Source organism: Kitasatospora sp. NPDC030952 (assembly GCF_055571335.1).
Genome location: NZ_JBVIFM010000017.1, coordinates 191,302 through 204,876 on the forward strand (window position 1 = coordinate 191,302; position 13,575 = coordinate 204,876).

At 72.1% G+C, this 13,575-nt stretch carries 10 protein-coding genes and 1 pseudogene; 7 read left to right on the plus strand and 4 right to left on the minus strand.

Translation table 11 applies throughout. From position 1 onward, the window contains the following. Positions 1-144: 144 nt before the first annotated feature. On the plus strand, positions 145-717 hold the full coding sequence (locus tag ACZ47G_RS27370; RefSeq protein WP_465747011.1) for a DoxX family protein: 573 nt from the start codon (positions 145-147) through the stop codon (positions 715-717). 183 nt (positions 718-900) lie between these two features. Here ACZ47G_RS27370 and ACZ47G_RS27375 read toward each other — a convergent pair whose 3' ends face one another. After that, positions 901-1,662, minus strand: a complete 762-nt coding sequence (locus ACZ47G_RS27375; protein WP_465747013.1) for a PP2C family protein-serine/threonine phosphatase — start codon at positions 1,660-1,662, stop codon at positions 901-903. A 147-nt stretch (positions 1,663-1,809) separates the two neighbouring features. On the opposite strand from ACZ47G_RS27375, the gene ACZ47G_RS27380 reads away from it, so the two are divergent. The 4 genes from ACZ47G_RS27380 (at position 1,810) to ACZ47G_RS27395 (ending at position 5,599) form a co-directional block, all read left to right on the plus strand. Further along, positions 1,810-2,955: an LLM class flavin-dependent oxidoreductase gene (locus ACZ47G_RS27380; RefSeq protein WP_465747015.1), complete on the plus strand. Its 1,146-nt coding sequence runs from the start codon at positions 1,810-1,812 to the stop codon at positions 2,953-2,955. Further along, a complete protein-coding gene (locus ACZ47G_RS27385) occupies positions 2,952-3,578 on the plus strand; it encodes an FMN reductase (protein ID WP_465747017.1) in 627 nt (208 codons plus the stop codon). Before ACZ47G_RS27380 ends, ACZ47G_RS27385 begins: the two co-directional genes overlap by 4 nt. Positions 3,579-3,764: 186 nt before the next feature. Further along, positions 3,765-4,787: a Dyp-type peroxidase gene (locus ACZ47G_RS27390; RefSeq protein ID WP_465747019.1), complete on the plus strand. Its 1,023-nt coding sequence runs from the start codon at positions 3,765-3,767 to the stop codon at positions 4,785-4,787. Between the two features lie 14 nt (positions 4,788-4,801). Further along, complete coding sequence (locus ACZ47G_RS27395) at positions 4,802-5,599, plus strand: family 1 encapsulin nanocompartment shell protein (protein WP_465747021.1); 798 nt, start codon at positions 4,802-4,804, stop codon at positions 5,597-5,599. 148 nt (positions 5,600-5,747) lie between these two features. On the opposite strand, the gene ACZ47G_RS27400 is transcribed toward ACZ47G_RS27395, so the two are convergent. After that, positions 5,748-8,837, minus strand: a complete 3,090-nt coding sequence (locus ACZ47G_RS27400; protein WP_465747023.1) for an AfsR/SARP family transcriptional regulator — start codon at positions 8,835-8,837, stop codon at positions 5,748-5,750. A gap of 264 nt (positions 8,838-9,101) precedes the next feature. Between ACZ47G_RS27400 and ACZ47G_RS27405 the strand changes: the two genes are divergently transcribed. Further along, positions 9,102-11,264, plus strand: a complete 2,163-nt coding sequence (locus ACZ47G_RS27405) for a tetratricopeptide repeat protein (RefSeq protein ID WP_465747025.1) — start codon at positions 9,102-9,104, stop codon at positions 11,262-11,264. Here ACZ47G_RS27405 and ACZ47G_RS27410 read toward each other — a convergent pair. Continuing rightward, positions 11,233-11,790 carry a hypothetical protein gene (locus tag ACZ47G_RS27410; protein WP_465747027.1) on the minus strand — a complete coding sequence of 186 codons (558 nt, stop codon included), beginning with the start codon at positions 11,788-11,790 and terminating at the stop codon, positions 11,233-11,235. The two genes, ACZ47G_RS27405 and ACZ47G_RS27410, sit on opposite strands and share 32 nt — an antisense overlap. Then, on the minus strand, positions 11,787-13,106 hold the full coding sequence (locus tag ACZ47G_RS27415) for a hypothetical protein (protein WP_465747029.1): 1,320 nt from the start codon (positions 13,104-13,106) through the stop codon (positions 11,787-11,789). Before ACZ47G_RS27415 ends, ACZ47G_RS27410 begins: the two co-directional genes overlap by 4 nt. A gap of 373 nt (positions 13,107-13,479) precedes the next feature. On the opposite strand from ACZ47G_RS27415, the pseudogene ACZ47G_RS27420 reads away from it, so the two are divergent. After that, positions 13,480-13,575, plus strand: a pseudogene (locus tag ACZ47G_RS27420) (electron transfer flavoprotein subunit beta); the annotation flags it as partial.

Below are 13,575 nucleotides of genomic sequence, written 5' to 3' on the forward strand. Positions count from 1 at the left end.
CGCCGGTTGTTCAAATTCGAACTTCACGGTACGGTCGGGGGAGTGGCCGGTTCAAATTTCAACAACAGGCACGGGGCATCACGCCCTGCCCGGCCGCACCACCACCCACAGCCCTACGACCGACCCCGATCGATGGAGACGCGCATGCCGAGCAGCAGCCCGAGCACGACCGCCGCCACCAGCCCCACCGCCCGCCTCGCCCGGGACGGCTCCGGGCTCGCGACCACCTCTCCGCACGCCTACGACGCCGGACTCCTGCTCCTGCGCCTGGTGCTCGGCCTGACCATGGCCGCGCACGGCAGTCAGAAGCTGTTCGGCTGGTTCGGGGGCGGCGGGATCGACGGCACCGGTCAGTTCTTCACCATGAGCGGCTACCCGGCCGGCAACACCATGGCCGTGGTCGCCGGCCTGACCGAGACCCTGGGCGGACTCGGCCTCGCCGCCGGCCTGTTGACCCCGCTGGCGGGCGCCGCGATCGTCGGCACGATGGTCAACGCGATCGCCGTCACCTGGGGCGGCGGCTTCTTCGCCCCGAAGGGCAACGAGTACGTTCTGCTGCTGACCGCGGGCGCCGCCGCCCTCGCGCTCACCGGCCCGGGCCGCTACGCGGTGGACCGCTTCCTGCCGGTGCTCAAGGCGCACCGGCTGGCGTACGGCGCGGCCGCCGTGGTGGTGGGCCTGGCGATGGCCGGGGGGATCCTGCTGCTGCGCAAGTAGCCGACGCCGCCAAGCGAGCGGCTCAACTCGCTTGCCCGGAGGCCGTGGTGACGAATCGTCAGCACGGCCTCCGGGCGTTTCCGCGCGGACCGCGCCGGGCTGCGTGCCTGGCTGTGCGCCCACCTGCGCGCCCACCTGTGCGCCCGGCTGTGCGCCCGGCTGTGCGCTCGGCCGCGCGCCCGGCTATGCGCCGATCCGCACCAGTGCCAGGGTGATGTTGTCCGGCCCGCCCGCCTCGACCGCCGCCTTCCACAGCTCGAAAGCGGCCTTCCCGTCCGCCCGGTCGGAGGTCTCGTCCGGCCGGGCGAGCAGTCCGGCCAGCTCCTCCTCGGGCACCGGATCGGTCAGGCCGTCGCTGCACACCAGGTAGCGGTCACCGGGGGCGAGCGGCGCGACCCGTACGTGCGGCTCGACGAAGGTGAGTCCGAGCGAGCCGCCCAGGGTCTGGGTGACCACCGAGGTGGTGCGCCGGCCGGGCGCGAGCGGCGGGCTGTCGTCCACGCTCACCCGGCGCAGCCCGTCCCCGGTGACCCGGTAGACCCGGCTGTCGCCGACGTTGAAGACCACCACCTGCTCGGGCAGTAGCACCAGCCCGGCGATGGTGGTGCCCATGGCGGCGAGTTCCGGCTCCCCGGCGGTGGCCGCGTAGACCGCCCGGTTGCACTCCTGCAGCTCCTCCCGGACGGCCTCCTCGTCGTTCAGGGCGGCTCCGGTGGCGGCCAGCCGGCGGGCGACCAGTGCGCTGGCCACCTCGCCGCCGGGGTGGCCGCCGAGGCCGTCGGCGACCGCGACCACGCAGGGCGGGCCGAGCGGGAAGAGCAGGGTCTGCGGGTTGGTGGTCACGGTCGCGCAGAGCGTCCACGGGCCGACCGTGAGGCTGTCCTCGTTGTGCTCCCGCACCAGGCCCTCGTGGCTCAGCGCGCTCACCGCGATGTACGGCGCCATCGTCGGCCGCCTTTCCGGGGGGCCCGCTCCCGTGGTCGGTCGCCGCCGCCCCGCCTTCCATTGTCGGCGGGAATAAGGGTCCGCACCCGGGTGCTAGGGTGGTTGAAAGTTGGACTACCTGGGACCTCCTGGAGTGTGGTGAACAGCATGCAGTTCGGAATCTTCAGCGTCGGCGACGTCACCCCCGACCCGACGACCGGCCGCACCCCGACCGAGCACGAGCGGATCAAGGCGATGGTGGCCATCGCCCGCAAGGCCGAGGACGTCGGCCTGGACGTCTTCGCGACCGGCGAGCACCACAACCCGCCGTTCGTGCCGTCCTCGCCGACGACCATGCTCGGCTACATCGCCGCGCAGACGGACCGGATCATCCTCTCCACCTCGACCACGCTGATCACCACCAACGACCCGGTGAAGATCGCCGAGGACTTCGCGATGCTCCAGCACCTCGCCGACGGCCGGGTGGACCTCATGATGGGCCGCGGCAACACCGGCCCGGTCTACCCGTGGTTCGGCAAGGACATCCGCCAGGGCATCCCGCTCGCGATCGAGAACTACGCGCTGCTGCACCAGCTGTGGCGCGAGGACGTGGTCGACTGGCAGGGCCGCTTCCGCACCCCGCTGCAGGGCTTCACCGCCACCCCGCGCCCGCTGGACGACGTCCCGCCGTTCGTCTGGCACGGCTCGATCCGCAGCCCCGAGATCGCCGAACAGGCCGCCTACTACGGGGACGGCTTCTTCGCGAACAACATCTTCTGGCCCAAGGAGCACTTCCAGAAGCTGGTCGACCTGTACCGCGAGCGCTACGCCCACTACGGCCACGGCACTCCCGAGCAGGCCGTCGTCGGCCTCGGCGGGCAGGTGTTCATGCGCAGGAACTCCCAGGACGCGGTGCGCGAGTTCCGTCCGTACTTCGACAACGCGCCGGTGTACGGGCACGGGCCCTCGCTGGAGGAGTTCACCGAGCAGACCCCGCTGACCGTGGGCAGCCCGCAGGAGGTCATCGAGAAGACCCTGACCTTCCGCGAGACCTTCGGCGACTACCAGCGCCAGCTGTTCCTGATGGACCACGCCGGCCTGCCGCTGAAGACGGTGCTGGAGCAACTGGACCTGCTCGGCGAGGAGGTCGTGCCGGTGCTGCGCGCCGAGTTCGCCAAGGGCCGCCCGGCCGAGGTGCCGGACGGGCCGACCCACGCGGCGCTGGTCGCGGCACGGGATGCTCAGGGCGCCACTGGCTCTCAGGGCGTTCAGGGCGTTCAGGACGCCCACGAGAAGGAGGAGGTCTCCCGGTGACCGTGTTCAAGCTGGCCGTGGTGAGCGCCGGGCTGAGCAAGCCGTCCTCGACCCGGCTGCTGGCCGACCGGCTCGCCGAGTCGACCGTGCGCCGGCTCGCGGGGGAGGGGCGGGAGGCCGAGGTCACGGTGATCGAACTGCGCGACCTCGCGGTGGACATCGCCAACAACTTCGTCACCGGCTTCCCGGCCGCAGCGCTGCGCGAGGCGATCGGAACGGTGACGGAGGCGGACGCGGTGATCGCGGTGACGCCGATCTTCACCGCCTCCTACAGCGGCCTGTTCAAGTCCTTCTTCGACCTGATCGACCACGACGCGCTCACCGGCAAGCCGGTGCTGATCGCCGCCACCGGCGGCACGCCCCGGCACTCGCTCGCCCTGGAGCACGCCGTACGGCCGCTGTTCAGCTACCTGCGCGCGGTGGTGCTGCCGACCGCGGTGTACGCGGCCACCGACGACTGGGGCACGGCCGGGGACACCCTCACCGACGGCCTGCCGGGCCGGATCGACCGCGCGGCGGGCGAACTGGCGGCCCTGCTGGCCGGGCGAGCCCCGGCGGCGGGGGCGGCCGTGCCGGAGCAGGTGGTCCCGTTCGCCGAGCAGCTGGCGGCGCTGCGGGTCTAGGACCTCTCCCAGTCCGGGGCGCCCGAGGCGGTTCACCCCAACGGCCCCGTCGGAGCACCCTCCGACGGGGCCTCTCGGCTGCGTGTCGGCCGCGCCGATTTGTCCGCTATGCGATGTAATCATTGGCATGATCAGATTGGTGCCGGTCCGCCACGCCCTGTGCGCGTCCCCTCGAAGGGGGCAGCCGTGAGTACGCCGCCCGAACCCCAAGCCGTCCTCTCCCCGCTGACCGGCGCGGCGATCTTCCTCGTCCTCACCGTCGAACCCGGCCGCGAGGACGCCGTCCGCGACCTCCTGCCCGACCTCGCCGGACTGCGCCGGGCGGTCGGCTTCCGGGCCCCCGAGGGCGGCCTCACCTGCGTCACCGGCATCGGCTCCGAACTCTGGGACCGCCTCTTCGACGGCCCGCGGCCCGCCGCCCTGCACCCCTTCCGGGAACTGGCCGGCACCCGCCACCGTGCCCCGGCCACCCCCGGCGACCTGCTGCTCCACCTGCGGGCCGAGCGGATGGACCTCTGCTTCGAACTCGCCGGCCAACTCACCACCCGCCTCGCCGGGGCCGCCACCGTGGTCGACTCCGTCCAGGGCTTCCGGTACTTCGACGACCGGGACCTCCTCGGCTTCGTCGACGGCACCGAGAACCCCGAGGGCCGAGCGGCCGAGACCGCCGCCGTGGTGGGGTCGGAGGACCCGGACTTCGCCGGCGGCAGCTACGTCATCGTCCAGAAGTACCTGCACGACCTGGACAAGTGGAACGCGCTGAGCACCGAGGAGCAGGAGGGGGCGGTCGGCCGCACCAAGCTCACCGACATCGAGCTGGACGACGACGCCAAACCGGCCGACTCGCACGTGGCACTCACCGTGATCACCGGCCCGGACGGCGAGGAGCGGAAGATCGTCCGCTTCAACATGGCCTTCGGCTCCTTCGAGCGGGGCGGCGAGTTCGGCACCTACTTCATCGGCTACGCCCGCGACCCCGAGGTGACCGAGGAGATGCTGCGCAACATGTTCATCGGCCGGCCGCCCGGCACCACCGACCGGCTGCTCGACTTCTCCACCGCCGTCACCGGCTCGCTGTTCTTCGTCCCGACCGCCGACCTCCTGGACTCCCCGCCGCCCGCCGCCGCCGTGGTGGCCGCCGCCGACGACGAGGACCGGGCCCGTCCGGACGGCTCGCTCGGTATCGGCAGCCTCAAGCCGACCTCCTGAACAGGACCAGCGCCATGAACAACCTGCACCGCGAGCTCGCCCCCGTCTCCACCGCCGCCTGGGAGGAGATCGAGGAGGAGGCCCGGCAGACCTTCAAGCTGCACATCGCCGGCCGCAGGGTCGTCGACCTCAACGGCCCCGGCGGCACCACCCTCGCCGCCGTCGGCACCGGGCACCTCACCGGCATCGAACCACCCCTCGGCGGCGTCCAGGCCCATGCCCGCGCCGCCCGTCCGGTGGTCGAGCTGCGCGTCCCGTTCACCGTCAGCCGGGCGGCCGTCGACGACGTCGAACGCGGCTCCCGGGACTCCGACTGGCAGCCGGTCAAGGAGGCCGCCCGCACCCTCGCCCGAGCCGAGGACCGCGCCGTCTTCGAGGGCTACCGGGCTGCCGAGATCGAGGGCATCCGTGCCGCCTCCAGCAATCCGCCGGTCCAACTCCCGGGCGATGTGAGGGAGTACCCCGAGGCGGTCAGCCGCGCCCTCACCGCCCTCCGCCTCGCGGGCGTCGGCGGCCCGTACTCACTCCTGCTCGGCGCGGAGGCCTTCACCGCCGTGAACGAACGCAGTGATCACGGGTACCCGATCCACAACCACCTGGCCCGGCTGCTCGACGGGGACATCATCTGGGCCCCCGCGATCGAGGGCGCTTTCCTGCTCTCCACCCGGGGCGGCGACTTCGAGCTCTTCCTCGGGCAGGACGTTTCGGTGGGCTACCTCTCCCACGACGCGGACTCGGTACAGCTGTACCTTCAGGAGTCGTTGACTTTCAGCGTGTACACGGGAGAGGCGGCCGTCGCCCTAGGCGCTTAACACCAGATGGGGATATCCCAGAAGGTGGGTTCACGACCTATTGACATTCGCTACTCCTGAGTAACTCGCAGGCCCAAGGGAGGCGTCGGCAGATCTGCCGACGCCTGGGGATCTTAGCCGTTTGCAAGTTTTACGCAAAATGCGATTGTCATGCTTGATGGGCGCGAAGCTCGACGAGTGCCATGCGGGCCTGGGTCGCCTCATCGGCGATACCGACAGACTCGGCAAGATTGACGGCTGCGAGCAAATGTTCGATGGCGTTGTCCGTGTTTCCGAGCGCCGCCTCGCACTGGCCGAGCCCCCGCAGGGCGGTCGCTTCCTCCCGGGCCGTGCCGATGGATCGCGCGAGGCCGAGGGCCGCGACGTACTGGTCGCGCGCCTCCTTGTGCCGGCCGACGGCGAGGTACGCCGAGCCCAGGCCGTTGATGGCGTCCGCCTCGTAACGGACGCTGCCGACCGATCGGAAAGTCTCCAATGCCGACCGGTACAGCGAGAGTGCGCGGTCGAGTTCCGCTGGAATTTCCAGGGTGGCGGCCAGGTTCACGTGGACGACGGACAGGTCGAACTGGGATATGTGGCCGTGCCCGATGTGCAGGATCTGCTCGAATGTGTGGCGCGCCGCCGATGTGTTTCCGGAGATGAGCTGGAGATCTCCGATGTTGTTCAGGATGCGCAGCTCGAAAACCCGGTCACTGAATTTTCGGGAAATCGGTAGGGCCCTGTTGTAGGCGTCCAGCGCGAGTTCGTAATTCCCCATCGAGCGGTGGACGATGCCGATGTTCGCCAGGCAGCGCGCGACGTTCCACTGGTCATCGATCTCCTGTCGAATGCCCAGTGCTTCCTCCTGGATCGCCAGCGACTCCTGGAGGCGGCTCTGGTTCCAGCGCACCTGCCCCAACAGGCTGAGCGCGTTCGCGGTCGCATCAGGATCGTCGTGACGGCGGGCGAGGGCCAGCCCGCGTTCCAGCGTCTCGGCGGCGGACTCGTAGCGGGAGGCGTTGGCCAGGGTCGCTCCCAGATCGATCAGCGCCCTTGCCTCCTGCCGATCGTTCGCCTCCGACCGCCAGTGGGCCGCTGCGGCCCGGTGCATCTCCTGCGCCTCGCTCCAGTACGCCTCGGCGTCCAGGTGGCCGGCCAGGACGTGGGCGAGCCAGGCTCCGGTCTCGGCGCGCCCGGTTTGGTGGGCCTGGGCGGTCAGGGCGATCAGGGCCGTGTGCTCGGACTCCAGCCAGGTGCGGGCCGATGCGGGAGAATTGATCTCGATATCTCCCAACCAATCGTCCATGTCATCGAATTCGTGGTCCGCCGGAAGTCTGGTTCTGGATCTGCGGGGATAGAGCAGGTGATCCGCCTGGTCAGCCGCGTGCAGCGCGAAGCGGAGCAGGCGGTCCGTTGCCGATTCCCACTGCTCCTCCTCCACGCCCAACGCAACCGCGAACTCCCTCAGGAGGTCGTGTAGTTGGAATCTCTCGGGCGAGATTTCGACGATCAGATGACAGTTCAGGAGGGCCTCGAGAACCTCATCGGTCTCATCGATCGTCCGTCCGAGCAGCGCCGCCGCCGCGTGGACTCCGAAATCCGGTCCCGGGTACAGCCCGAGCAACCGGAATGCGGATCGCTGGCCCGCCGGAAGGTACTGGTAGGAGACCTCGAAGGCGCGCGCGATGCTGGCCGTGCCGCTGCGGATCTCGGCGAGGCGGGCCTTGCGGGAGAGGCGGCGGGCGAGGTGGTCGAGGGTCCAGGAGGGGCGGGCCTTGAGGCGGCTGGCGGCGAGTTCGATGGCGAGGGGGAGGAGCCCGCAGCGGTTCACGATCTCGACCACGCGGTCCCGGTCGGCGGAGCGCTCGGGGCCGACCACGTTGGTGAAGAGGGTGACGGCGTCGTCGACCGGTAGGACGTCCAGGAACACCGGTCGGGAGCCGGGGAGTTCGGCGAGCCGCTGGCGGCTGGTGACGATGATCAGGGCGGACGGCGCGGGTGGCAGCAGCGGGCGGATCTGGGCGGCGTTGGCGGCGTCGTCGAGGACGAGGACGGCCCGGCGGGCGGAGAGGGCCTCGGTGCAGAGGGTGAAGACCTCGTCGGCGTCGAGCGGGATGGTGGTGGCGGGCACGCCGAGGCGTCTCAGCAGCAGGGCGCCGGCGGCCTCGGGGGTGAGCGGCGGCTGGTTGCCGACGTGGGCGCGCAGGTTGAGGTAGACGTACCCGTCGGGGAAGTGCGCGCGCATCAGGTCGGCGGCGTGCAGGGCGAGTGTGGTCTTGCCGACTCCGGGCATGCCGAGGATCGCCGAGACGGTGACGACCCCGCCCTGGCCGGCCCCGGCGCCGGGCAGGACGCGTCGGAGGTCGTCCCGGCGTCCGATCAAGCGGTGGCGCCCGGGCGCTTCCATCGGACCGGGACCGGGAGCGGGAACGGAATCGGGACCAGGACCGGGAGCGGAGCCGGGGCCAGGACCGGGACCGGGGCCGGCGGCGGCAACCGCAGCGGCCGGAGGGCCGACGGACACCCGCGCCCGCGCTCCCGGCAGCGGCTCGCCGTTGAGCATGAGCCGGTGCAGCCGGGTGAGCGCCTCGCCGGGTTCGGTGGCGAGGTGGGCGCGGAGCAGCCGGACGACGGCGGGGTAGACGGCCAGGGCGTCGGCCTGGCGGCCGGCCGCGTGGAGTGCGGTCATCAGGAGGGCGGCGAGGCGTTCGTCGGTGGGGCGGTTCTCGCGCAGGGCGGTGAGTTCGGGGATCAGGTCGTGGTGGCGGCCGATCCGTAGGTCGATCTCGATCCGTTGGAGGGTGGTGGTGAAGCGCTGGTCGGCCATGGTGGCACGGGTGTTGCGGGCCCAGGTGCCGGGCAGGCCGGCCAGGGGTTCGCCGCCCCAGAGTTCCTCGGCGCGGCTGAGGACGGTTCTGGCCTGGTGGTCCTGTCCGTTCTCGGCGAGAAGTCCGGCTTGCTGGGAGAGGTCCAGATATCGGTGCCAGTCGATGAGTTGGGAGTCGGCCCGGAGGGTGTACGTGTGCGATCGGGTGTCGATCGTCGGGGCTTCCCTGGAGTTCTCCGTTCCGGTGGCCAGGGCGGCGCGTCTGAGCAGTGCCCGGAGGTGGGAAACGTGGCTGTACAGGCTGGTCAGGGCGCTGGGCGGTGGTTCCTCGTCCCACAGTCGGTACGCGAGCGAGGTGTGGGAGAGCGGCCTTCCGGCCTCCAGGGCCAGTGAGGCCAGCAGTTGGCGCCGTTTGTCGGAGTGGAGTGCCAATGGCTCTCCGTTCACCGACAGTTCAACTGATCCCAGGAGATGGAACTTCATGTGACGCCCCCCGCCGGTTGGCTACCAGCTTGCCGTGTCGCGGGTGAGCATGGCATGCGTTCGGGGTGATCGGCTATACCACGATGAGGTTCGGGGGATGGTCCTTTGGGAATGTTCTCGACTTGACGACATGTCATCTGCTAAATGCACGCGGTTAATTCGTCGAAGGCTGGGGGAGCCAGTGACAGGATCTGCCGTGGTCGGTGGTGGCCGGTGACGGATGCCAACCTGCCCTTCGGAGTCGTGCGCAACTCGCTGACCGGCGGCGGAGGGGTCGGTGGCTCGGTGGTGCAGGCGGGCACGATCAACGGCGGGGTGCATCTGCACGCCTCGCCGCTGCCCAGGCCACGCCAACTCCCGCCCTGTCCACGGCGGTTGATCGGACGGGAGGACGATCTGGCGGCGCTGGACCGGTCGTTGGGCCCGGACGGCGGCGTGCCGGACGGAACCTTCGTGGTGACCGGCCCGGCCGGGGTGGGGAAGACGGCACTGGCCGCCCAGTGGTTGCGCGGCCTGGCCGGGCGCTTCCCGGACGGTCAGCTGTACGCCGATCTGCGCGGGTACGCGCCGGGTGGGCCGGCCGATCCGGCCGAGGCGTTGGCCGCGTTCCTGCGGGCGTTCGGGATCTCGCCGGTGCCCCGGAGCCTGGCGGAGGGCGCCGCGCTGTGGCGTTCGCTGGCGGCCGAGCGGCGGATCGCCGTACTGCTGGACAACGCCTCGACGGCGGCCCAGGTCCGCCCGCTGCTGCCGGGCTCGGACGGCACGGTGGTCGTGGTGACGAGTCGGCGAAGGCTCACCGGCCTGGGGATGGACGGGGCGGTGTTCCGCGCGCTGGAGCCGCTCGCGCCGGAGGCGTCGACCGAGATCCTCGCCGAGCGGGTCGGCGAGCACCGGGTGGCCGACGAGAGCGTCGCCGCGGCCGAGGTGGTGGACGCCTGCGCCGGGCTGCCGCTGGCGATCTGCCTGGCCGCGGCGCGGATCGCGGCGCGCCCGGCCCAGCCGCTGGCGGCGGCGGCCGAGCTGCTCGGGCGCGGAAGCGACCGGTTGGCGGCGCTGAACGCGGGGGGCGAGACGGTGCGGGACCTGCTGGACGCCTCCTACGGTGTGTTGGAGCCGGAGGCCGCCCGGCTGTACGGACTGCTGGGCCTGCTGCCGTTCGCCGAGTTCACGCTGGAGAACGCCGCCGTCCTGGCGGACACCGACCCGGCCGGAGCCGACCGGTTGCTGGACGGTCTGATCGACGTGCACCTGTTGGAGGAGAGGGGCCCGGAGCGGTTCCGCTTCCACGACCTGGTCCGGCTGCACGCCCGGGCCCGCGGAGCGGAGGTCCGGGACGCCGACCAGAGCCGGGGCGCCCTGGACCGGATCGTCGACTGGTACCTCGCTTCCACCACGGCCGCCGAGGCGGTCGTCTCGCCGAGCCACCGTACGCTCGCCCGCGACTACCTCACCCGATCCATCCACCCCGCAAGGGAGTTCGCGGACGACGTGCGCGCCCTGGAGTGGCTGGACGAGGAACGTGACCGGCTGGCCGAGCTCCTGCGCTGGTGCGAGGAGCTGGACCGCCCCGCCGCGGCTTGGCAACTCGTCGACGCCATGTGGCCGTTGTTCCTACGGCTGCGTCCGGCCCGGCTGTGGGTGGAGGCCCACCGGATCGGTCTGCGGGCGGCCCGGTCGGCCGGGGACCGGTCCGGCGAACTGCGGATGCTGACCTCCGGCGGGAACGGCCTGCGGAACGCGGGCGACGCGGAGGAGGCGGCCCGGTGGTACTCCGACGCCCTCGACCTCGCCCGGTCCATGGGTCACCGGCTGGGCCAGGCCCAGGCGCTGAACGGGCTCGGTCTGGTCCATCGGCTGGCCGGCCGGCTGGACGCCGCCGCCGAGTGCCTGCACGAGGTGATCCGGCTCCGCGAGGCCGAGCACTACCTGCGCGGTGCGGCGCTGGCCCGGCTGGCGTACGGCGAGGTGCTGCTGTTGGCGGACCGGGCGGCCGAGGCGGTGGAGGCCATCGAGCGGGCCGGCCGTGAGCTGTCCTCGATCGGGGACGGCTACGAGGAGGCCCGTGCGCTGGCCTTCCTGGGCCTGGCATACGGCACGCTGGCCCAGGACGAGCTGGCCAGGGACTGCTTCGAGCGGGCCCTCGAGGGTTTCCGGGCCCGGCGTTCGGCGCGCTGGGAGGCGCGGACACTGGAGTTCGCCGGCCGGGTCGAGGAGTCGCGCGGCCGTCCGGAGGCGGCGCGTGCCCGGTTCGAGCAGGCGCTGGCCCGGTACCGGCAGATCGGTGCCGTGGCCGAGGCGGCCGGACTGGCCGGCCGCCTCGCCGCGTACGCCGTCGATCCCGCCGTCACCCCCCGCCCCGACGAGCTGCGGTCCTGAGTCGGGGCCGTCCCGGCTCGGGGGTGCGGTGCCCGGTGAGGTCGACCCGGGTGAGCTCGGTCAGCCGCCGCCCGGCGGCGAGCCAGGCGTGCGCCAGCGAGCCGACCGCCGGCGGCAGGGCCGCTCCGCCGGGCGGCCTGGCAGCCCGCAGGACGAGCCGGGCCCCGGTCCGGGCGAGCAGCAGCACCGCTCCCGTCCGGTCCTGGGCCGTGGCCAGCGCACATCCGGGGTGCGCGGCCAGCACTCCGGCGAGCCGCACGTGGAGGTCCGCCGTGGGGAGCGGCCCGAGGTGCAGCACGTCGGCCCGCCGCCGTCGGCGGAAGCCCGCCGGCGCGGTGAGGTCGGCCGCCAGGTGCTCGTCCACGAAGCCGGGCCCGGGCCGGTCGCACCCGTCCGGGCCCGGACGGTCGGCGACCAGCAGCCCATGGCGGACGCCGGCCGGGGACACCACCAGCGCCTCGAACACCACGGGCGGGGAGCCGACCACCGGCGCGAGCCGCACCACGGTGTGCAGGTCGGCGGTCATCCGGCCCGCCGGAAGTCCGGCAGCAGCGGGCCGCCCAGCGGGCCGTCCGGTACGGCGTCCAGCGGAGCCGGCAACGGCAGCGGCGGCGCCGCCGGGCTGTGCGCGGGCTGGCCGAGTCCGAGTACCCGGTACAGCAGTCGGCGGGCGTTGCGGTCGAAGCGGCCGGGTTCGGAGCTGATCCGGTCGGCGATCGCCGCGTACTCCTCCGGGCGGTACTGCTCGGCGGCGTAGGCGAGTTGGTCGGTGAGCGGGTGCCCGGGGGCGAGCGCGGGCGCGGTCCGGGCGAGCTGGGCGGAGGGTGAGCGGGGGTTGACGTTGCGGTGCGGGTACTCGGCCAGCAGCACGGGCACGCCGGTCATCGCGCCGTACAGGGTGACCGAGCCGTGGTCGCCGATGACGAAGTCGGCGGCGACCAGCAGCGGCCGCCAGTCCGCCTCCGGAGGGAGGACCGACACGGCTCCGCGCCCGGTGGCCGTCGCCCAGGAGCGCACCTGCCAGGGGCTGTGGGCCGCCGCGATGTTCGGGTGGGTCAGCAGCGCGGTGCGGTAGCCCGGCCGGGGCAGTTCGGTGGTCAGCCGGGGCAGGACGGCGTCGAGCCGGGTGAACAGCGAGCCGGCCCCCCAGGTGGAGGAGACCAGGACGAGTTTCTCCTCCGGCCGTAGTCCGAGTGCCGCCCGGTAGTACTCCCGGTGCGGTAGTGCGGCGGAGATCCGGTCGTAGCAGGGGTCGCCGACCACCTCCGCGATCGGCAGGGCCTCGGGGCAGTTGCGCCCGAGTTCGTCCAGTTCCTCCTCGTGGGCCAGCGCGAACGAGACCGGGACGAGCCGGCCCTCCCAGCACAGGTAGTCGGGGCCGAGCTTGCGGGCCGGCCGGTCGCCGTTCGCTCCGCCGCCCCGGGACAGCTTGATGTTGCCCGCCCCGTGCGGGAGCCGGACGACCGGCCCGTGCAACTGCTCCATCCCCTGCGAGCCGGCCGCCAGGACGAGGTCGAACTCGTGCCGGACGGCCTGCTCCCAGGGCAGTACGGTGGCGCCGAGGGCCAGCAGCCCCTCCGCCGCACCCCGGTTGAACATGTGCGGCGCCACCGTGAACTGCACGTGGATCCGCAGGTCGGAGGCGAGCAGCGTGTAGAAGTCCTGCAGCCGCTGGGCGTACACCATGGTCTGGGCGACGACCAGCACCCGCTTGCGGTCCGGCAGGGTCTCCCACGGCCCGTTGTTGCTCCAGGCCGCGCCGCCGGGCCTCCCGTCCGAGCGGTGGCCGTTGTGCGTCCCGTCGGTGGTCGTGATGTCCTGTTCCCCGTGCACCAAGGTCATTCCCTTCCCCCTCCTTGATCGCAGGTCGGGGCCGTCGACGAGCCCCGCCACCGATGCTCCCCGGGCCGGCTGGCGGATTCATTGACGAGACCTGGCGGGGGCTTGCGGAAACCTTGTGTCCGCTTGTCGCCCGGACGGCGGGCCGCCGGGCGCCGGGTAGGGTACTGAGTGCCTTTACGAGGGGTACTGAGTGCCGTATTCTCTCGATGGAGCCTCTGACGCCAGTCGAAGAGATCCGACCCGGCCTGCCGGTCCAGGTGGCGCTTGCGGCGCGCGGACGGTGGTCGGGTCGGGCTTGGCACTCAGTACCCTCGGCCTGACCTGAGGCCATGGATCCAGTGCATCCGTGCACCCGTGACAGGAGAAACCGCTCATGAGCTTGAGGATCGTCGTCTGTGTGAAGTACGTGCCGGACGCGACGGGTGACCGTCGTTTCGCGGACGACCACACCACTGACCGGGAGGGTGTG

What these genes read in the sequence shown, in the direction of transcription:
- ACZ47G_RS27370 (WP_465747011.1), top strand. Translation starts at nt 145, where the DNA reads ATGCCGAGCAGCAGCCCGAGCACGACCGCCGCCACCAGCCCCACCGCC.
- ACZ47G_RS27375 (WP_465747013.1), bottom strand. Translation starts at nt 1,662, where the DNA reads ATGGCGCCGTACATCGCGGTGAGCGCGCTGAGCCACGAGGGCCTGGTG.
- ACZ47G_RS27380 (WP_465747015.1), top strand. Translation starts at nt 1,810, where the DNA reads ATGCAGTTCGGAATCTTCAGCGTCGGCGACGTCACCCCCGACCCGACG.
- ACZ47G_RS27395 (WP_465747021.1), top strand. Translation starts at nt 4,802, where the DNA reads ATGAACAACCTGCACCGCGAGCTCGCCCCCGTCTCCACCGCCGCCTGG.
- ACZ47G_RS27410 (WP_465747027.1), bottom strand. Translation starts at nt 11,790, where the DNA reads ATGACCGCCGACCTGCACACCGTGGTGCGGCTCGCGCCGGTGGTCGGC.
- ACZ47G_RS27415 (WP_465747029.1), bottom strand. Translation starts at nt 13,106, where the DNA reads ATGACCTTGGTGCACGGGGAACAGGACATCACGACCACCGACGGGACG.